Source organism: Sphingobium sp. Ant17 (genome assembly GCF_000588875.1).
In the GTDB taxonomy this organism is placed as follows: Bacteria; Pseudomonadota; Alphaproteobacteria; order Sphingomonadales; family Sphingomonadaceae; genus Sphingobium.
Map to the genome: position 1 here is coordinate 94,869 of NZ_JEMV01000003.1, position 19,569 is coordinate 114,437.

12 protein-coding genes and 2 pseudogenes are annotated in these 19,569 nt (G+C 63.3%); 3 read left to right on the top strand and 11 right to left on the bottom strand.

The genetic code is table 11. The annotated features are described in order from the left end of the window. The 5 genes from BF95_RS02845 to BF95_RS02865 all read right to left on the bottom strand — a co-directional run bounded on the left by BF95_RS02845 (position 1) and on the right by BF95_RS02865 (position 3,875). A complete protein-coding gene (locus BF95_RS02845) occupies positions 1–456 on the bottom strand; it encodes a hypothetical protein (RefSeq protein WP_037476824.1) in 456 nt (151 codons plus the stop codon). 25 nt (positions 457–481) lie between these two features. Beyond that, entirely contained in the window at positions 482–859 is a 378-nt protein-coding gene (locus BF95_RS02850) for an endonuclease domain-containing protein (RefSeq protein WP_235209529.1), read from the bottom strand. 97 nt (positions 860–956) lie between these two features. Continuing rightward, positions 957–2,441, bottom strand: coding sequence for a Fe-S cluster assembly protein SufB (gene sufB, locus BF95_RS02855; RefSeq protein WP_043149210.1), 1,485 nt, complete (start codon positions 2,439–2,441; stop codon positions 957–959). After that, on the bottom strand, positions 2,438–2,848 hold the full coding sequence (locus tag BF95_RS02860) for an RrF2 family transcriptional regulator (protein ID WP_043149212.1): 411 nt from the start codon (positions 2,846–2,848) through the stop codon (positions 2,438–2,440). Before BF95_RS02860 ends, sufB begins: the two co-directional genes overlap by 4 nt. A gap of 82 nt (positions 2,849–2,930) precedes the next feature. Continuing rightward, positions 2,931–3,875, bottom strand: coding sequence for a helix-turn-helix domain-containing protein (locus tag BF95_RS02865; RefSeq protein ID WP_043149217.1), 945 nt, complete (start codon positions 3,873–3,875; stop codon positions 2,931–2,933). 350 nt (positions 3,876–4,225) lie between these two features. On the opposite strand from BF95_RS02865, the pseudogene BF95_RS02870 reads away from it, so the two are divergent. Then, positions 4,226–5,277: pseudogene (locus BF95_RS02870) on the top strand (quinone-dependent dihydroorotate dehydrogenase). A gap of 58 nt (positions 5,278–5,335) precedes the next feature. Further along, a pseudogene (ggt, locus tag BF95_RS02875) lies at positions 5,336–7,034 on the top strand (gamma-glutamyltransferase). Positions 7,035–7,256: 222 nt separating this feature from the next. Here the strand turns inward: ggt and BF95_RS02880 are convergent. The 3 genes from BF95_RS02880 to acs all read right to left on the bottom strand — a co-directional run bounded on the left by BF95_RS02880 (position 7,257) and on the right by acs (position 12,534). After that, positions 7,257–9,902: a M1 family metallopeptidase gene (locus BF95_RS02880; protein WP_043149219.1), complete on the bottom strand. Its 2,646-nt coding sequence runs from the start codon at positions 9,900–9,902 to the stop codon at positions 7,257–7,259. Positions 9,903–10,055: 153 nt separating this feature from the next. After that, complete coding sequence (locus BF95_RS02885) at positions 10,056–10,568, bottom strand: cytochrome b (protein WP_043149220.1); 513 nt, start codon at positions 10,566–10,568, stop codon at positions 10,056–10,058. Between the two features lie 22 nt (positions 10,569–10,590). Continuing rightward, a complete protein-coding gene (acs, locus tag BF95_RS02890) occupies positions 10,591–12,534 on the bottom strand; it encodes an acetate--CoA ligase (RefSeq protein WP_043149221.1) in 1,944 nt (647 codons plus the stop codon). Between the two features lie 184 nt (positions 12,535–12,718). Between acs and BF95_RS02895 the strand changes: the two genes are divergently transcribed. Next, on the top strand, positions 12,719–13,390 hold the full coding sequence (locus BF95_RS02895; protein WP_043149222.1) for a glutathione S-transferase family protein: 672 nt from the start codon (positions 12,719–12,721) through the stop codon (positions 13,388–13,390). On the opposite strand, the gene BF95_RS02900 is transcribed toward BF95_RS02895, so the two are convergent. The 3 genes from BF95_RS02900 to BF95_RS02910 form a co-directional block, all read right to left on the bottom strand. After that, positions 13,387–16,215, bottom strand: coding sequence for a class I SAM-dependent DNA methyltransferase (locus BF95_RS02900; protein ID WP_043149223.1), 2,829 nt, complete (start codon positions 16,213–16,215; stop codon positions 13,387–13,389). The two genes, BF95_RS02895 and BF95_RS02900, sit on opposite strands and share 4 nt — an antisense overlap. Positions 16,216–16,373: 158 nt before the next feature. Beyond that, positions 16,374–17,369 carry a GGDEF domain-containing protein gene (locus BF95_RS02905; protein ID WP_043149225.1) on the bottom strand — a complete coding sequence of 332 codons (996 nt, stop codon included), beginning with the start codon at positions 17,367–17,369 and terminating at the stop codon, positions 16,374–16,376. Positions 17,370–17,576: 207 nt separating this feature from the next. Further along, positions 17,577–19,526, bottom strand: a complete 1,950-nt coding sequence (locus tag BF95_RS02910; protein WP_043149227.1) for an alpha/beta hydrolase family protein — start codon at positions 19,524–19,526, stop codon at positions 17,577–17,579. Between the last annotated feature and the right edge of the window lie 43 nt (positions 19,527–19,569).

A 19,569-nucleotide genomic window follows, 5' to 3' on the forward strand; every position in this document is an offset into this window, starting at 1 on the left:
TTATCCTTCATGCGCGCGCTGGAGGGTGCGGGCGGTCCAGAAGGCCATGTCGCGCACGTCGCCCGGCGCGGGGAAAAGCGTGTCGATATAGCGCTTGACCGGCATATAGGGCCACCAGTCGGCCTCGCCCTCTGGCGGTCCCTTTTCCAGCAGGGCGACGACGAATTCGCTAACCGGCCCCATGCGGGCGAGGTTGGGCGCCTTCGCCTTGTGGAACGCCTTGTCCTTGCGCAGCTTCTCGGTCATCGCCGCGTCCGCCTTTTGCAGGGCATCGCGGCTGGCCGCCTCGAACGCGTCGAGATCGCCGAAATCGGCGCGGGCGCGGGGCTCCAACTCGCCCTCTTCCAGCTCATAATCCTCGGTCAGGATACGGATCGCGGCGGTCCATGACTGGCCATTGCCGACATCCTCCGCGAAATCCGCGAGGGCATCCTGAATATCGTCTTCGTCGCTCAAAACTCTATTCCCTTGGAGTGTTGTTCTAAAAGCCCCTCCCTTCAGGGGAGGGGTTGGGGTGGGGGCTAGCCCAACGATCAGGCATCAGTTCAAGCGTGCGAAGTATAGTTTCGCACACGCCGTCAAGATTGCGGATCACGTCTGCATTCCCGACGTGCAGCACCTTTAGTTCCAGCCTGTTCAATGCGGCATCGCGTTTGAGATCCGCCAGAATGTCGTGCGTGTCGCCGTCCACTTCGATCACCAACCCCTTTTGCGGGCAGAAGAAATCGGCAATGAACGGACCTATTACGGACTGACGACGAAATTTGTGACCGCCAAGTTGGGACTGGGACAGACGGGTCCATAAGCGCTTCTCTGGTTCTGTCGGGTCTTTGCGCATGTCGCGAGCGAAGCCATCCATTTGGGCCAGGCGCTCAGCCGAGAGCCCCCACCCCCGGCCCCTCCCCTGAAGGGAGGGGAGTTTAGGCGGTACGCCTGATCACGAGGCGTGAGCGAACTCATCCCACGCTGCCTTCCAGGCTGATACCCAGCAATTTCTGCGCCTCGACCGCGAATTCCATCGGCAATTGCTGCAGCACTTCCCGCGCAAAACCATTCACGATCAGGCTGACGGCGCTTTCGGCGTCCAGCCCGCGTTGCATGGCGTAGAAGAGCTGGTCGTCGCTGATCTTGCTGGTCGTCGCTTCATGCTCGATCTGCGCGCTGGGGTTGCGGACCTCGATATAGGGGACGGTATGTGCGCCGCACTGGTCACCCAGCAGCAGGCTGTCGCATTGGGTGAAGTTGCGCACGCCCTCCGCGCCCGGTGCAACCCGCACTAGCCCGCGATAAGTGTTGTTCGATCGGCCCGCGCTGATCCCCTTCGACACGATGGTCGAGCGGGTGTTTTTCCCGTTGTGGATCATCTTGGTGCCGGTATCGGCCTGCTGCCTGTTATTGGTCAGCGCGACCGAGTAGAATTCGCCGACGCTGTTGTCGCCGTTCAGGACGCAGGACGGGTATTTCCAGGTGATCGCCGACCCGGTTTCCACCTGGGTCCAGCTCACCTTGCTGTTCTTGCCCTGACACAAGGCGCGCTTGGTCACGAAATTATAGATGCCGCCCTTGCCGTCCGCGTCGCCGGGATACCAGTTCTGGACAGTCGAATATTTGATCTCCGCATCGTCCAGCGCGACCAGTTCCACGACCGCGGCGTGCAGCTGATTTTCGTCGCGCATCGGCGCGGTGCAGCCTTCGAGATAGGAGACATAGCTGCCTTCGTCGGCCACGATCAGCGTGCGTTCGAACTGGCCGGTATTTTCCGCGTTGATGCGGAAATAGGTGGACAGCTCCATCGGGCAGCGGACGCCCTTCGGGATATAAACGAACGTCCCGTCAGAAAAGACCGCGCAATTGAGCGTCGCGAAATAATTGTCGTGCATGGGTACGATCTTGCCCATCCACTTTTTCACCAGATCGGGATATTCGCGCACCGCTTCGCTGATCGAGCGGAAGATGACGCCTGCCTCCTCCAACTCCTTGCGGAAAGTGGTGGCGACGGACACCGAATCGAACACGGCATCGACCGCGACGCGGCGGCTGCCCTTCACCCCGGCCAGCACTTCCTGCTCGGCGATCGGGATGCCCAATTTCTTGTAGGTGGCGAGGATTTCGGGATCGACTTCATCGAGCGAATCCAGCTCCACCTTCTTTTTCGGCTCGGCGTAATAATAGGCGTCCTGATAGTCGATCGGGGGGACGTTGAGCTTCGCCCAGTCGGGCGGCGTCATCGTCTTCCACATCGCGAACGCCTTCAGCCGCCAGTCGAGCAGCCATTGCGGTTCGTTTTTCTTGGCGGAGATGAAGCGGACGGTGTCTTCGTTCAGCCCCTTGGGCGCGAAATCCTGTTCGATGGCGGACGACCAGCCATGTTCGTAGGTCGAGGCGCGATCGGCCGCGTCCTGCGCTTCCTGGTTACGGACAGTGGTGATTTGCTCGGTCATGCCATTTCTCGTGTAAGGCTGGCGATGGTCACGCCAGCCAGGGCAGCGCGGATCGCTTCATTGGCGACGTTCATATGCGGGCGAATGCGGCAATCCTGCTCCAGCGTGCAGTCATGCGTGCCCGTGTCGGCGCAGGCGGTCATGGCGATCGGCCCTTCGACCGCTTCCACCACATCGGCGAGCGTGATGGTGGCGGGCGGGCGCGACAGGCGGACCCCGCCGCCCGTGCCGCGGCTCGATTCGAGCAGGCCCGCCGATGACAGGCGACCCACCAGCTTTTGCGCGGTGGGCAGCGGGATGCCGGTTTCGGCGGCCAGGGTGGTCGCGTTCATCTTGGCCGCCCCGCAATGGCGCGCAGCGGCGGACATCAGCACGACCGCATAATCAGCGAAGCTTGATAATCTCATGCCAGTTGCGAACCATTCTTAAATCGGATCAATATCGTCCGATTGGCATTTGGTCCTCTCAGGCTCGGGAATCAAGGGCTAATTAGGATAGGCGGTTGAGCATCGCCACGTCGCTGCCCAGCGAACGGCGCAGCAGGGTGAGCTGTGCGACGGCGGAGGGCTCGTTCTGCAACTGGTGCGGGGTCAGGCCGATGAAGTGCTTGATTTCGCGGATACAATGGGACTGGTCGTAGAAGCCCGCCTCCTCGCATAATTGCTGCCAGCTTTCGCCATCCAGGGCGATCCGAGCGGAACAGCGCAGCGCGCGATATTTGCGCGCCAGCAGCTTGGGCGGCGCACCATAAAATTTGTTGGTGAGCCGCGCGAGTTGGCGCGGCGACAGGTTGGTGGCTTCGGCCAGCGCCTCGATTCGCGGGGATCCTTCGCCCATCAGCCAGTTATCGACCGCGTCGAGCAAGGCCCAGGTCGTGCCGCGCAAGGGTTTGACGAGGCGGCCCAGCGCGGCCCAACATCGTGCCGCAAGATCCTCTGCCGCAGATTCGTCGAGCAGGCGCAACTGCGTCAGCAGCTCTGCATGATCTGCGTCGTCGACGGCGGCCAGGTCGCACAAGCGATCCGCCAATGTGCTGGCGTCCCCGCCATGAAGCGATTGCCACCCGGCGGGGAGCAGCGAGATGCCCACGACTCGGCTGGGCCGGTCAAGTTCGAAGCGGGTTGCGCCCATCGTCGGCCCAAGCAGGCAGACGTCCGGTGTCGCCATCACGACATCGTCCTGAAAATGATAGTTGCCGCCGCCTGTCAACATGAAGCGCAGCTGTGGCACGTCAGCACGGGTGGCGTCGGCATAATGATCCGCATCGACGGTGAACAAATAAAGCGATCCGAAATAGGCGCGTAGTTGTTCCGGTGGAGCAAAATAACGCAGTCGCACCGGCCCCTGCGCGGCGGCTACCGTATAGGACAGCGGCCCCCCTTGGTCCGGCAGGGCGACAGCGCCCCCGGTCATGCCGAATTTATGCAACCCCATTTTTTCCACCCCAAGGGGTTTACTATGCGCCAACTGCACCAGCGCGCAAGTAACATGGTGAAAGATCTGTTACTTTTCTCACCGATACTGCGATGCACAAAAAAATGATCCGGCGATTTGCATCGCCGGATCAGGAAAAGGTCTCATCGGCTGGAAGCCGTCGAGCCTTCGGGTCGCAAGGCTTCTTTACGCGCGAATCGTAGCAATATTATTGGATGAATCAGACATTCCGCTGCCCTAAACCGTCGCATTCATGACGTTTCCTGTCATGATATGTCACAAGTTGATCGTTGTGGCACTTTGGCCACAACGACTCGACGCGTCCGTATCGCACTGGCATAGGCGCACACATGTCCTATCGTCTGATCCGCCCGCTGCTCTTTGCGCTCGATGCCGAGCGTGCCCATCACCTCTCTCTTGCTGCATTGCGGATGATGCCGACGGCGGCGGCGCTGGCGCCCGATCCGATGTTGACGACGATGGTCGCGGGCATCCGTTTCCCCAATCCGGTCGGATTGGCGGCGGGATACGACAAGGACGGGCGGATCGCGCACAAGATGCATGGCTTCGGCTTTGGTTTCGCGGAGTTGGGCACGCTGACGCCACTGGCGCAGCCGGGCAATCCGCAACCGCGCCTGTTCCGGCTGGTCGAGGACAAGGCGGTCATCAACCGATTCGGGTTCAATAATGGCGGGCAGGGGGCGGCGGCGGATCGGATCGCGCGCTATCGTCGGCCCGTCGGTGAAGGTCCGGTTATCGGCATCAATATCGGGGCGAACAAGGATGCGGCAGCCGCCGGGCGCGGCATCGCCGATTATGTCATGGGCGTCACCTGCATGGCACCGCTGGCCGATTATCTGACGGTCAATATTTCTTCCCCCAATACGCCGGGCCTGCGGGCGTTGCAGGATCGCAGCGCGCTCGATGCTTTGCTGGGCGCGGTGATGGCCGCGCGCGCGCCGGGTGGGCCGCCCATTTTCCTGAAGGTGGCGCCCGACCTGGAACCGGCCGATGTCGAGGATATCGCGGCGGCCTGTATCGACCATCGGGTCGACGCGTTGATCGTGTCCAACACAACCATCTCTCGCCCGGCACTGCGATCGGTCCATGCGGGCGAAGCCGGTGGCTGTCGGGCGCGCCGCTGACCGACCTGTCGCTGGCGCGGCTGCGCGATTTTCGCCGCCTGCTGGGCGATCGGCTGCCGCTGATCGGGGTGGGGGGTATTGCGACCGGGGCGCAGGCCTATGCCCGCATCCGGGCAGGGGCGTCGCTGATCCAACTCTATAGCGCGCTGGTGTATGAAGGGCCATATCTGGCGCGGCGGATCAACCGGGAGCTGAAGGCGCTGATGGCGCGCGATGGCGTGGCGACGATTGCCGACCTGGTGGGTATCGACGGCTGATCCGTCCATCGGGGTGGAAAGGGTTGCGATCGGCAACTCCCGCTTTAGGGTGAACCCCATGACATCTCGTTTCACTGGCCTTCTGGCCCCATTCGCCCTTCTTACCCTGGCACCGCTGCCTGCCGTCGCGCGCGAGCCGGTATCGACAAATGCCACCGTTTCGGCCGCCGACCCGCGCGCAGCGCAGGCGGGGCAGGAGATATTACGCAAGGGGGGCAGCGCCACCGACGCCGCCATCGCCATGATGTTGACGCTGAACGTGGTCGAGCCGCATAATAGCGGCATCGGCGGTGGCGGTTTCCTGATGCATCATGACGGAGAGACCGGGCTGCTAGAATCGATCGACGGGCGCGAGACGGCACCGGCCGCCGCCCGGCCCGACCGGTTCATGGGGGCCGATGGCCTGCCGCTCTCCTTCCGCAATGCCTGGCCGGGTGGCTATTCGGTCGGGGTACCGGGCAATGTCCGTCTGGCCTGGGACGCGCACCGCAAATGGGGCAAGCTGCCCTGGGCCGACCTGTTCCAGCCCGCCATTCACGCGGCGGAAGAGGCTATGAAGTGCGCCAGCGGCTCGACACTGCGATGAAGGCGGTCGCGGGGGTGTGGGCCGACTTCCCCGAAATCCAGCGCTATTTCTGGATCGATGGCAAGCCCGCGCCGATGGGCACGATGCTCAAAAACCCGCCGCTCGCCGCATTATTCAAGCGGATCGCGGCGGAAGGGCCGGACGCTTTCTATACGGGCGAAAATGCCCGCATCCTGGCGCAAACCGTGACCAACGCGCCCAAGAATCCGGTGCCGATGACGGAAGCCGACATTGCGGGCTATCAGACCAAGCTGCGCAAGCCGGTTTGCGGCAAATATCGCGTCTATACCGTGTGCGGCATGGGTCCGGCCTCGTCGGGCGGGGTCACGGTGCTGGAGATATTGGGCATGGTCGAGCGTTTTCCGCTCGGCACTTGGGGCAAGGATGATCCCCGGTCCTGGCATGTCATTGGCGAAGCAATGCAACTCGCCTATGCCGATCGTGGCACATGGCTGGGCGACCCGGATTTCGTGTCGGTGCCGCTCACGGGGATGATCGATCCCGCCTATCTCAAGCAGCGGTCGGCGCGCATCCGTTTGAACAAGGCGCTCAACGATTATCAGCCCGGCACCCCGCCCGGCGCGCAGCCGCGCACGGCGTCGCGGCCGCAGCCCGAAAGCGGCACCAGCCATTTCGTCGCGGTGGACCGGGATGGCGACATCGCCGCCTGGACATCGACGGTCGAGAGCTTCTTTGGCAGCCAGTTGATCGCGAACGGCGTGATCCTGAACAATGAGCTGACCGATTTCAGCTTCACGCCGGAAAAGGACGGCGCGCCGGTGGCCAACCGGGTGGAGCCGGGCAAGCGGCCGCTATCGTCCATGTCGCCGACCATCGTCTATGACGAAAAGGGCACACCTGTTTTCACCGTCGGCGCGGCGGGCGGCAAGACCATCATCATGCAGGTGGCCAAGGCGCTGATCGCGCATTTCGACTGGGGCCTGTCGGCGCAAGAGTCGATCGCGCATGGACTGATCTACTTCAATGGCGAGGGGCTGGTGCTGGAGCAGGGCACGGCGCTGGAGGCGATGAAGGCGCCGCTCGAAAAACTCGGCCATCGCGTGTCGCTGTCGCGCATGGGGCTCAAGGCCAATGCGGCCGAGCGCTTGCCCGATGGCCGCTGGCAGGGCGCAGCGATCCGCGCAGTCCGGGCGTGTCGTTGCAGGAGTGAGGGCCTTCCTCCCCTGGCAGTGGAGGTGGCTGGCCGCAGGCCAGACGGAGGGTTCGATCAGGTTCAACTGCCCCCGGCAGTTGAAGGTCATGCCGGGGGCATGACGGACCTGATCGACCCTCTCGATAGGGTGAGACCCCTCCACCGGCTTCGCCGGTCCCCCTCCCCGTACCGGGGAGGATTTAAGGGGTTTGGGGCGGCCCTTGAGCCGCCCTTTTCGTCTTACTTCTCGGCGAACCAGGCCGTCAGCGCGGGCTTCAGACGGGTGCGGGTTTCGATGCGGGTGTTGATCGCGGCAATGGCGCGATCGACCACCTTGCGCGATTCCGGCGTCAGATATTGGGTGGCATAGGCGTCCAGCTTGGTCGCCATCGTAGGGTCGGCCGATCCGCCGCCCAACCGCGCGAGCGCCTGGCTGCGTGCCGAAACGTCGATTAGCCCCTCATATTGCGCACGGTGCGCCAGCACATAATCCACCGCCAGCATCGGATGCTCCGCACCGACCTGCGCAATGATCGCCGCGCTGGTGGTCTTGCTAGGTTCGTCGGTCAGCGCCAGGTCGAGCGCCTGCTGCGCGAGCTTTTCGTCCTTGGCCCCGCCGAGCAGTGCATAAAGTGTGCTCTTTTCCAGATCGGTCTTTGCGGCCTTGGCCAGCGCGCGCAGTCTGTCCCACGTCGCCTGATCGGCATTTTTGGCGATGATCGCCATCCAGACGTTACGCAGCGGGCCGTCAAGCGCGGCGGGGTCGCTCGCCAGTGCGGCGAAGCGGCGATTGGCTTCGGCCACCACGGCCTTGTCGCCCATCTCGCCCAGCGTGCCGACCAGCGCCGATCGTAGGACGGGCACCTGCGGATTTTCACCCGGCTTGGCATCATAGCCGATGCCGGTCAGCACGGGTGACAGCTTGGCCGACGTATAGGCTGCAACCTTCGCCTGTCCGGCCTTGTCGCCTTCCAGCATGACATAGGCGCTGTCCAGATAGCCGGGCACTTGCGCCAGAACAGCGGGAGTGGCGGTGGCGGGCACGGCATCGATCAGGTCGAGCGCCAGCCCCATCGGCTGATAGCCGCCAAGGCCCAGCTGGAAATTGTCGGCCAGCAAGCCGGTCTGGTCGATCGCGGGCAGTTTGGTGAAACCGGCGGCCAGCGCCTCGACATTGGCTGCGGGATAGAGCGAGCGATAATAGCCCGTCTGCCCGGCATTGACGACATAGGCACCACAGCCCGGCAGCGTCATCTGCCCCTTGCCTTGCAGGATCAGCCGCTGCGGCGCGCCGCCGATGGTCTGCGCCATGACGGGCACGTTCCAGCTCAAGGGGGCCTTGTCCTTCTTGTCGCGGCTGAATTCGCCCTGGCTCAGCGTCAGCAGCGTGTTGCCACCCTGGCATTGCGCGCTGTCGACCTTGACCAGCGGGATGCCGGGCTTGGACGTGAAGTCATGCGCGATCGATACCAGCCCCTTGGCCCCTGCGCCCTCGACGGCCTTCCACAGATCGTCGGTGACGGTGTTGCCATAGGCATGGGCCTTCATATAGCTGCGGATGCCGGTCTTCCACACTTCTTCGCCGGCATAGCCTTCCAGCATGGTGATGACGGCTTCGCCCTTCTGATAGGTGATGGCGTCGAACGCCTGGTTCACCTGATCGACGGTGGTGATCTTCTGGACGACGGGGTGGGTGGTGGCGAGCGAGTCGAGGCTCATCGCTGCCTCGCGGCCATCGACGCGGGTCAGCAGCATCTGCCAGTCGGGCTGCAGCTTGTCAGTGACCTTGGTCGCCATCCAGCTGGCGAAGCCTTCGTTCAGCCACAGATCGTCCCACCAGGCCATGGTGACGAGGTCGCCAAACCATTGATGCGCCATTTCATGCGCGACAGTTTCATAGATGCGGCGCTTGGTCGCTTCGGAGGTAAAGCGCGGATCGACCAGCAGGGCGCGCTCGAAGGTGAAGATCGCGCCCCAATTTTCCATCGCGCTGAAAAACTGGCTCTGGCCGGGGCCAGCGACATTGTCGAGCTTGGGCAGGGGATAGGGGACGCCGAAATACTCGTTGAAATAGGGCAGGATCGACACCGATGCGTCGAGCGCCAGTTGCGCCTTGCCTGTATTGCCCTTGCCGGTGATGACGCCGACTTCGGTTGCGCCGGACATCTTGGTCGCGCGCTCCAGTTCGCCAAGGCCGAAGAAGAGCAGGTAGGAGGACATTTTGGGACTGGTGCCGAAGGTCACCTGGGTCTTGCCACCGCCCAGATTCTTGGTCGATGTGACGGGCATGTTGCCGACCGCCAGTTCGCCGGTGGGGATGATGGCGGACAGGTCGAAGGTCGCCTTATAGCTTGGCTCGTCCCAGCTCGGCACGAAGCGGCGCGCGTCGGGCGCTTCGAACTGAGTGAAGAGCGCGCGCTTCGCTGCGCCGTCATTGTCGGTATAGTCGAGCGCGAACAGGCCGTTCGCCTGCGTGTTGATGACGCCGGCATAGGCGATGGCGAGCTTGTAGTTGCCGGGTGCGAGCGGCTTGCCGAAGTCGAGCGTTACCGTCTGCGCGTCGGCATCGACCTTGGCCGTGCCCTTGATCGCCTTGCCCTTGGAGGGGGTTAGCATGACGTCGCCAAAGCTTAGGTCGGCGGCGTTCAGGACCAGTGTCGGCATGGCCGTGCTGACCGCGACGTCGATCGTCACTTTGCCGGCGAATTTGAGATTAGCGGCGTCGGGAGTGACCGTGATCGCATAATGGCTGGGCACTGCGCCGCGCGGCAATTGGGTGGTGATCCCGGCGGCGGGGCCGGTAGGGGCCGTCTGCGCCAGAGCGGGCGTGGCGAGGGCGACGGGGGCGGCGGCCAGCAGTAGCGGCAGGATTTTGGCGAGGGACATAGGTTTTCAGACTCCGACACGTCTTGACGGCGCGGCCACATGGCTCTGCGCCCTGATGCAACGCGGGATCGACCGTTTCGCTGCGTCGGTCAAGCGATGAGACGCTATTACAATGTCGTTGGTCGAACCCGAAAGCCTGTTAGTCGCCGGAGCTTAAAGCATCCGCCGCATCACATTGTCCTTGAGCATTAAATGATGCCGCAGCGCCGCGCCGATATGGAGCAGGATCAATGCCGCCCAGATGAAGCCCATCACCTCATGCCCTTCGCCCGCCAGATCGACGATCAGGTCGCCCTTGGTCACCGGGAGTTTAGGGACGTCGAACAGGAAGAACCAATTTAACGGCCGTGTGCCCGCCGACGTCATGATCCACCCGGACAGCGGCAGCACGATCATGAAGATATAGAAGAGCGCATGGGTGGCGTGCGCCACGCCGCTTTCCCAGCGAGGCATGGGCATGGTCAGGCGCGGCGCGGGATGAGCTAGCCGCCAGACGATCCGCACCAATGTCAGCGCGAGGACGGTCAGCCCGATCGACTTGTGGATCGGGATCACGGCCCAATCCTTGGGCAGCGCATCGTGGCCGATGCCAAGCACCAGGGCGAGGATGATGAGCAAGGCCATGGCCCAATGCAGGGCGCGGGCGACTCCATTATAGCGGTCCATGGCAGTTCCTTCTGTTCGTTTCCTAGCCGTGACGATTGGCGACCAGATTGTCCACCACCGAAGGGTCGGCCAGGGTGCTGGTATCGCCTAGCGCTTGCGCCGAGACTTCGCCTTCCGCAATTTTACGTAGGATGCGGCGCATGATCTTACCGGAGCGTGTCTTGGGCAGGCCGGGGGCGAACTGGATCGCGTCTGGGGTGGCGATCGGGCCGATTTCGGTGCGGACCCATTTGACCAGCAACTGGCGCAATTCGTCGTCCGGCTCGATTCCGGCATTCAGCGTGACATAGGCATAGATGCCCTGGCCCTTGATGTCGTGGGGGAAGCCGACCACCGCCGCTTCGGCGACGCTTTCGTGCAGCACCAGCGCGCTTTCGACCTCGGCCGTGCCCATGCGATGGCCCGATACGTTGATAACGTCATCGACGCGCCCGGTGATCCAATAATAGCCGTCCGCGTCGCGCCGCGCGCCATCGCCCGTGGTATATTTGCCGGGGAAGGTGGTGAAATAAGTCTGGAAGAAGCGGTCATGGTCGCCATAGACGGTGCGCATCTGCCCCGGCCAGCTACGCGCGATCACCAGATTGCCCTCGGTCGCGCCCTCCAGCACCTGCCCTTCGGCATCCACGATCTGCGGCACCACGCCTGGCATGGGCAAGGTCGCAGAGCCGGGCTTGAGGTCGGTGGCCCCCGGCATCGGCGCGATCATCGCGCCGCCGGTTTCGGTCTGCCACCAGGTGTCGATGATCGGACAGCGGCCTTCGCCCACGATACCATGATACCAGCGCCATGCCTCCGGGTTGATCGGTTCGCCTACCGTGCCAAGCAGGCGCAGCGAGGCACGGCTGGTCGCCTTTACAGGGTCGTTGCCTTCCTTCATCAGCGCGCGCAACGCGGTGGGGGCGGTGAAGAGGGTCTGGACCTGATGCCGGTCCACCACTTCCCACATCCGCGCCGGGGTCGGCCAGTTGGGCACGCCTTCATACATCAGCGTCGTCGCCCCGTTCGCCAGCGGGCCATAGACGATATAGCTGTGCCCGGTGACCCAGCCGATATCGGCGGCACACCAGTAGATGTCGCCCGGCCGATAGTCGAAGCAGAGTTCATGGGTGAGCGCGGTCCAGAGCAGATAGCCCCCCGATGTATGCAGCACGCCCTTGGGCTTGCCGGTCGATCCCGACGTGTAGAGGATGAACAGCGGGTCTTCGGCATTCATGGGTTCGGGTGGACAGTCGGCCTCGACGCGCGCCGCCGCCTCATGCAGCCACAGGTCGCGGCCTTCCGCCATCGTCACCGCGCCGCCGGTCGCCTCCACGACCACCACATGCTTGACGCCGGGGCAATGTTTGAGCGCGGCATCGACATTGGCCTTCAGGGGTACTGTCTTGCCCGCGCGGCGGCCTTCGTCGGCGGTGATGACCAGCGTCGAATCGCAATCGATGATGCGGCCAGCCAGCGCTTCGGGCGAAAAGCCGCCGAACACCACGCTATGCACCGCGCCGATCCGCGCGCACGCGAGCAGGGCGAAGGCGGCCTCCGGGATCATCGGCATATAGATGGTGATGCGGTCGCCCTTGCGTGCGCCAGCCCTTTTCAGAACATTGGCAAAGCGGCACACTTCGGCATGGAGTTGACGATAGGTGGTGCGGCGCGGTGCCTCGTCGGGGGAGTCCGGTTCCCACAGGATCGCGACCTGATCGCCGCGCGTCGCCAGATGCCGGTCGATGCAATTGGCGCTGACGTTGAGCACCCCGTCGGCGAACCATTGGATGCCGAAATCGGCTTCGGCAAAGCTGCTTTCGTCGCTTTTGGTCGGCGGCGTGATCCAGTCGAGCCGCTGCGCCCGGTCCAGCCAATAGTCGTGCGACGCATCGATCGAACGCGCATAGTCCGCATCGCGCGCGGCCCGGTCCATCAGCGCGCTGCTGGCCCAGTCCCCCGGCACCGGGAAGAAATCGTCAGGCATGGGGCATCCTTTCCATCGCGTAATCATTATCGCAGTCTCTTCTATCGTCCCGCCTGGCGGATCGGAAGGTCGGACCATGCCGTTTCTTGCCATGCTTTTGGACGATATGACCGAAATTCGTGAGGCGGCTTCCACCATTTTGCCGCTTCCCCCCCGACCCGCGCGCGCCTAACAAGGTTCGCCTATGTGGCTGCTTTATCAATTTCCGCTCTGCCCCTTCTCTCGCAAGGTCCGGCTGCTGCTGGGCGAAAAGGGGATCGGCTATGATCTGGTGCGCGAATCGCCCTGGGCGATGCGCGACGAATTTCTCGATCTCAATCCGGCCGGGACCACGCCGGTCATGGCCGATCATGACAAGGGTCTGACCCTGATCGACAGCCAGGCGATCTGTGAATATTTCGAAGAGACGGTAGAGAAGGTGCCGCTGATTTCCGGCACCGCCGCCGGGCGCGCCGAAGTGCGGCGGCTGACCGCCTTTTTCGACCAGAATTTCTATGGCGACGTGGTCGGCCCGCTGCTGCACGAACGGATGAAGAAGCGGCTGATCGAGCGCGCGCCGCCTGATGCCCGCGTACTGCGCGAAGCCATGAAGCGCGCGAATGTGCATATGGATTATATGGACTATCTGCTCGACCATCGCAGCTGGATGGCGGGCGGTACGCTAAGCCTCGCGGACATCGCGGCGGCGGCGCATCTGTCGGTGGCGGACTATCTGGGCGGGATCGACTGGCAAGGGCATGAGCCGGTGCGGCGCTGGTATGCCGGGTTCAAGTCGCGCCCCTCCTTTCGTCCTTTGCTGTCGGAGCGGATGGAAGTAATCGCCCCGCCGCCCCATTATGAAAAGCCGGATTTTTAAGGCGATGGTGGCTGCCGGTTCGCGCGGCGGTTCTTGGCACTATGGAGTGGGTCGATCAGCCGCTGATAGAGGGTGAAGAGATATTCCACCCGTTCGCGGTCGGACCCGAACGCGGCTTTGCGATAGAGCCGGTCGATGGCGAGATCGAGATCATGATGCGCCTTGCGCAGGGGCGCGGGCATGGTGTCGGGGTCATAGAGATCGGCCAGGGTCGATGTCGCATTGCGGGGCAGGGCGCGGGCGTCGAGGACAGCTTGGGCGAGGGTTTCGATCCTGGTGCGCTGGGCCGCAGATGCTTCGGGCCAAGGGAAATTATTGTAAACAAGGCCGATCGAGTAGCGATATCGACTTTCGAGCCTGCCACCGATCTGGCGCATCCACGCCATGTGCATATGGCTGGTGAGGATGGCGAAATGCCAGAGCGTCGCGCCGGGAAGGATGCGCACCAGATTGCTGGGGACTGTCGGCGGTTCCAGCCAGCCGATCGGGATATAGTCGCGGCGTTCCGAACTGACTTCGGGGATGGCGAGGAAGGGCAGGGTCGGGATGACCGTTACGTGAAAGGCCGATGGCGTGTCGGCCAGCGCCAGCGACGACTGGCCGGGCGTCTTCTTGCTCTCTTCCGCTTTGCCCAGCGCCGCGATCTCGCCGCGCCGATAGGCCGTCACCTGGCGCAGCCTTTGCCGGACGATGGGAAGCTGCCGAATATCCGCCGGGGCGGCATCCTGTAGTGCCAATATCCACCGTTCGCCGCCGTTCAGATATTCCTGCGCGCCGACATAGGGGCGCAAAAGGAGTTCGGCATCCGGTTCCTGCGCGAGCAGCTTTGCCCGCGCATCGGCATCGAAGATCAGATAGCCGCCATCAATCGGCTTGGACCCGATGATGATGCGCGGTGCGCCGTTGATCGGTCGGCTCTCCTCCTGCACCACCAGATGGCGGTCGGCGTCGCGGGCATCGAACAGATAGGCGGTCAGTGCGCCATGGCGGGTTTCGGTCGGCTCGCCCTTGGCGTCGGCATAGCTGAACAGCCGCTTTTGCGCGGGTTCGTCGCGGCGCTGGGCGAGGCCAATGATGACGCAATGGACTGCTGCGCGGCCGGGCCAGACGAAGGTGCGGTGGGCGAAGGCGATTTCGAGGCCTACGCGAAAGATCAGCGGCCAGAGTTGGGCCACCTGTTCTCCCTGCACGATCGAGTTGGTCGAGACGAAGGCGATGCGCGCATCGCCGCCTGTGACATAGCGCGCGGCCTTGAGGAACCAGGCGGCGACATAGTCCAGCGTACCGCCGCTGCCGGGCAGGGCGGCGAGGCGGCGGACCTGGGTGCGCTGCGCCTCGCTCTGATATTTCGCGCCGATGAAGGGTGGATTGCCAAAGACGAAGGTGCAGTCCTGCGCCGGGACGACATGGTTCCAGTCCAGTTCCAGTGCGTCGCCGTGACGGATGCCGGGGGCTTTCACCAGCGGGATGCGGGCATAATGCTGGCCGAAATCCTCGGCCAGACGGGTGTTGGCGATATGGTCGGTCATCCACAGCGCCACCTGCGCGATCATGGCGGGAAATTCGTCGATTTCGATGCCGAAGAAATGATCGACATCCAGTTTCGAGAGAGCGGCGACATCCATGACCAGTTCGACCCGGCCATCGATGGTGAGCAATTCGCGCAATATGTCGCGTTCCAGTTCGCGCAGCTCGCGATAGGCGACGACCAGGAAATTGCCCGCACCGCAGGCGGGGTCGAGGAACGCCATCGTCCCCAGCCGGTCATGCAGCGCGCGCAAGGCGCGTTCGCGGCCGGACTTGAGCGCCGTGGCGCGGTCGAACTCGGCACGCAGATCGTCCAGGAACAGGGGTTCGATGACCTTGAGTATCGCCTGTTCGGGGGTGTAGTGCGCGCCTTGCTTGCGCCGCGTCACCGTGTCGATCACGCTTTCGAACAGCGACCCGAATATGGCGGGCGAGACGTCGCCCCAGTTGAACAGGCTGGCGTCGAGCAGCATCGTGCGCATGGCAGCGTCGAAGCTGGGCATGGCGATGCGTTCGCGGAACAGTTCGCCATTGATATAGGGAAAGTCGGCGAGATCTGCGTCGAGGCTCTGCTGTCGCCGGTCGGGCGGGGTGTCGAGCGTCTGGAACAGTTCGCCCAGCCAGCGGCCAAGGTCGCGGCCATCGGCGCGGGTGCGCTGTTCGAGGAAGGTCAGGAACTGGTCCTTGCGCTCGAAAATGCCGGTATCGTCGGCAAAGAGGATGAAGAGCAGGCGGACGAGCAGCCGTTCCAGATCATGGCCGACATAGCCGTCGGCAGCGAGCGCATTGTGCAGGCGGCCCATCAGTTCCGACGCCTGGCGGTTGACCGGCGACTGGTTGCGGAAGAGGCGCGGCTGGACGCCGATGATGAAGCTGAAAGCTTCGACATGGCGTTTGAGATCCGTGAGCGGGAAGCGCCATTCGCGGCGGGTTTCGAGGTCCACCAGTTCGAAACGCTGAAAATCGCACACCATCATGTGGCGGGGGCGCTGCACGTCGGGCAGCCAGTCATAATAATCGAGCGCCTGGGCCATGGCGCGGGTGAGGTCGCGACCGGCGCTTTTCTGTTCCACGATCAGCGTGCCGGGCCAGAACAGGTCGATGAAACCCCCGGATCGGCCCGGATCGAGCGATTTTACCCGCTGTTTATAGACCGCCACCTGCCTGCGCGGCACGCCGAAGATGCGGAAGAAATCATCGTAGAAACTGTGGGTCTGGCCCTTCTCATAGCCCTTGCCCTGCCATTCGGTGGCGAAATGGGCCGCGTTCGTGCGAATTTCCGGCCAGCTGAGCCGCATTGGCACCCTCCCCCTGTGATGATGGGGAGGGTGGATGGGGCGGCGATCCGCACCAAGCAAACCTTACGCCGTTATGGCGATAGTCCGATATGGAGCAAAATAGTCGGCAAGATCGGGGCAGATTTCAGTCCATTATGAACCCGTTACCCCGTCGCGAATCAGGTGGCGCTTACGACCTCGATCGGTGCCAATATGGCCTGGTTGCGACCGGCATGTTTGGCCTTGTAGAGCGCCGCGTCTGCGGCGGAGAGCCAGGCCTCGCTCGACATGCGACCTGCGCCGACATTCGCGACGCCGAAGCTGGCGGTGACGTGGACCGGCGGGTCATTGGTAATTTCGAACCGCTCGATCGCCGCGCGTATGCGGTTTGCGACGATCAGCGCATCGGCCTCTTGGGTTTCGGGCAGCAACAAAGCGAATTCCTCGCCGCCAATCCGTCCGAACGCATCGCTGGGGCGGGACAGGCCTTTGCAGAGCGCCGACACTGCTTCGATCACGCGGTCGCCTGCCGGATGGCCATGGGCGTCATTGATCTGCTTGAAATGGTCGATGTCGAGCAGGATCAACGCGGCGGGGCGATCGTGACGGGTGAAGAGCGCGATCCGCTTGTCGAGTTGGGCGATGAAGGCGCGACGGGTCAGCGCACCGCTCAAGTGGTCGCGTTCGGCCAGCAGGCGCAATTCCATCTGTTCGACGACGATTGGGGCCAGGCCTTTGAGCACTTCCATCTGTTCAGCGGAAAAGTCGCGTGGGCGCGTGTCGATGGCGCAGAGCGACCCGAGATTATAGCCGTCGGGCGTGCGCAGGGGCACGCCGGCATAGCTGCGGATGCGCGGGCCGCCGGTGACCAGGGGATTGTCGCTGAAGCGGGGATCGGCCTGCGCATCGGGGATGATCAGCGGCTCGTCCTGCCGGATGGCATGATCGCAAAAGGCCATGGAGCGTGCGGTTTCGGCTATGTCCAGCCCGGTGATCGACTTGAACCATTGGCGATCGGTATCGACCAGCGACACCGCCGATATCGGGACATCGAACAATGTGCGCACAAGATCGGTAACCTTGTCGAAGGCGCCTTCCGCAGGCGTGTCCAAAATCCCATAGCGGCGCAGGGCCGCGATTCGGGCCGGTTCGTCGATCGTTATGGCACACGGCATTTTACGGCATCCGGTTATCAAACAAGGTCATGCCGGTTCGGGCACGAAAGGGAAATCCGGTGCGGCCTGGCCCATTCTCTGTGGCCGACCGATTAGGACAGATTGCGCCTCCCGCCTGAACAAAGGGTTAAGGGAGGCACGGCGCGGCCGCGTGGCGGACTTTGCTGTCGCCCCATATGCTTGCCCATACCCGCCAAGGCATTCAGGTCAGGCGGGATTATGGTCCTTCAGGAATGCGTCGAGCTTTTCCAGAAACTCCAGCCGATCGGCTTCGCGTGAGAAGTGATGATCGGCCAGCGGCTGTTCGACATAGAGATAGTCGCGGCCGTGGACCTTCCCGGCGGCTTTCAGCTTTTCAGCCATTTCGCGCGACTGGCGGACCTGAACGCGGCGGTCCTTCTTGCCGTGCATCAGCAAGATAGGCGTGGCGAACTGGTCGGCGAAGTGGATCGGCGACACGGCGGCGAAATCGGGTGCCTGTTCCTTCATCCAGTCCTTGCGCGTGCCATGGTACAGGAAGCGTTGGTCATAGCGCATCATGGCGGCGAGGTCGGACACGCCGGCATAGGATACGGCACAGCGATATTTGGCGGGATCGCGCTGGGCCGCGCGCATGGGCGCATAGCCGCCATAGGATGCGCCGACCATGCAGACGCGCTTGGGGTCGGCAATACCCTGCTGCACCGCCCAATCGACCGCGTCGTTGAGGTCGTCCTGCATGGCAAGGCCCCACTGCCCCTCGCCCTTTACCGCGAAGGCTTTGCCATAGCCCGACGAGCCGCGATAATTGGGTTGCAGCACGGCATAGCCGCGCCAGGCGAGAAACTGCACCCACCAATCCCACGCCTCGGCATCGCGGGCAAAGGGGCCGCCATGGGGCATCAGGATAAACGGCAGGTTCTTCGCGTCCCGCCCGGCTGGAACCGTCAGCACAGCGGCAATCTCCAGCCCGTCGCGCGCTTTGTAGCGGATGGTCTTGACGGGCGCGAGGCGAGTCTTGGTGGTGAAGCGATCGCTCACCCTGGACAAGATACTCATGGCGCCTGCCGCCGTATCGTAATAATAATAGGCTCCCGGCTGATCGGGGGTGCCGACATGGACGACCATGCGCTGGCCGTCCCGGCTGGTGGAGATGATGCGCGCCCGCCGGTCGCCGACAGCCTTGTCGATATCCGCTTGAATCTTGGCCAGATTAGCGTCGAACCAATGAACCGCAGGCGCGTCGCTGGTGTAGCTGACCCCGGCAAGGCCCGTCCCGGCCGCATCCTCGGTTATCCCGCCAATATCAAAGCCTGGTGCGGAGAATATCTTGCGCCCCAGTTCGAGCGTGGCGAGGTCCAGTTCGTAAAGCGCATCGGTGCCTTCGCGATCATCGCTGGCGATCGCCTTGCCCGGATCAGCGGTGAACAGCAGCGGCACCACCAGCGATTCGTCGCGGCGGCGATCGGCCCGGTCCACGACGCGAAAATTGGCCCGCCCGTCGGGGCGGTAAAGCAGCTTGCCCGTGCGGGTGCTGTCATTATAGCCCACGCCCATGCGGATCGCGCCGGTGGCGTCGGCATACCAGTTGCGCACATGCTGGCGTGGCGCGACGACGCTGCGCATCTTGCCCGTGCTGACGTCAACCTCGTCGACCTTCGGCCAGAAACCCGCGTCATTGTAAAAGATCGACGTCTGGTAGGAGAGAAGAACCCGTGATGTGCCATCGCGCGCGATCCAGATGACATCATCGGCATTTTGCGCGGCGGCGGACTTGGCGAGCACATTGATCTTGCTGCCATCCCGCTTCACGCTGGCGACGCGGCTGATATACCAGGGCATGCCTTGCATGTTGCTTTCTGCGCCGATGCCCGCGATCAGCCAGTCGTTATTGACCCATTGCCACCAGTTGAGATCATTGTCGCCCAGGGCCAGCGAGCGGATGCGGTTCGGACCTTCATGCACATCGGCAATCACCAGCAACTGTTCGCCGTTGACCGCGACACGGCTGGCGATGTGCAACCCGTCGGGCGACAAGGCGGGCCGTTCCATGAGGGGGAGGGCAGCGAAGTCCTTGATGGTCCAGGATTGCGCTGACGACTGTGCTGGCGCTTGGGCCGATGCCCCGGACGCGAAAAAGAGCGCGCTGCCCAGCAACGACGTGAAAACAGCCTTCATCGATTCCCCCCAGACAGATCGGCCCCGCCCCAGGGAATAGGGC

What these genes read in the sequence shown, in the direction of transcription:
- BF95_RS02850 (WP_235209529.1), bottom strand. Translation starts at nt 859, where the DNA reads ATGGATGGCTTCGCTCGCGACATGCGCAAAGACCCGACAGAACCAGAG.
- sufB (WP_043149210.1), bottom strand. Translation starts at nt 2,441, where the DNA reads ATGACCGAGCAAATCACCACTGTCCGTAACCAGGAAGCGCAGGACGCG.
- BF95_RS02860 (WP_043149212.1), bottom strand. Translation starts at nt 2,848, where the DNA reads ATGAGATTATCAAGCTTCGCTGATTATGCGGTCGTGCTGATGTCCGCC.
- BF95_RS02865 (WP_043149217.1), bottom strand. Translation starts at nt 3,875, where the DNA reads ATGGGGTTGCATAAATTCGGCATGACCGGGGGCGCTGTCGCCCTGCCG.
- BF95_RS02880 (WP_043149219.1), bottom strand. Translation starts at nt 9,902, where the DNA reads ATGTCCCTCGCCAAAATCCTGCCGCTACTGCTGGCCGCCGCCCCCGTC.
- BF95_RS02885 (WP_043149220.1), bottom strand. Translation starts at nt 10,568, where the DNA reads ATGGACCGCTATAATGGAGTCGCCCGCGCCCTGCATTGGGCCATGGCC.
- acs (WP_043149221.1), bottom strand. Translation starts at nt 12,534, where the DNA reads ATGCCTGACGATTTCTTCCCGGTGCCGGGGGACTGGGCCAGCAGCGCG.
- BF95_RS02895 (WP_043149222.1), top strand. Translation starts at nt 12,719, where the DNA reads ATGTGGCTGCTTTATCAATTTCCGCTCTGCCCCTTCTCTCGCAAGGTC.
- BF95_RS02900 (WP_043149223.1), bottom strand. Translation starts at nt 16,215, where the DNA reads ATGCGGCTCAGCTGGCCGGAAATTCGCACGAACGCGGCCCATTTCGCC.
- BF95_RS02905 (WP_043149225.1), bottom strand. Translation starts at nt 17,369, where the DNA reads ATGCCGTGTGCCATAACGATCGACGAACCGGCCCGAATCGCGGCCCTG.
- BF95_RS02910 (WP_043149227.1), bottom strand. Translation starts at nt 19,526, where the DNA reads ATGAAGGCTGTTTTCACGTCGTTGCTGGGCAGCGCGCTCTTTTTCGCG.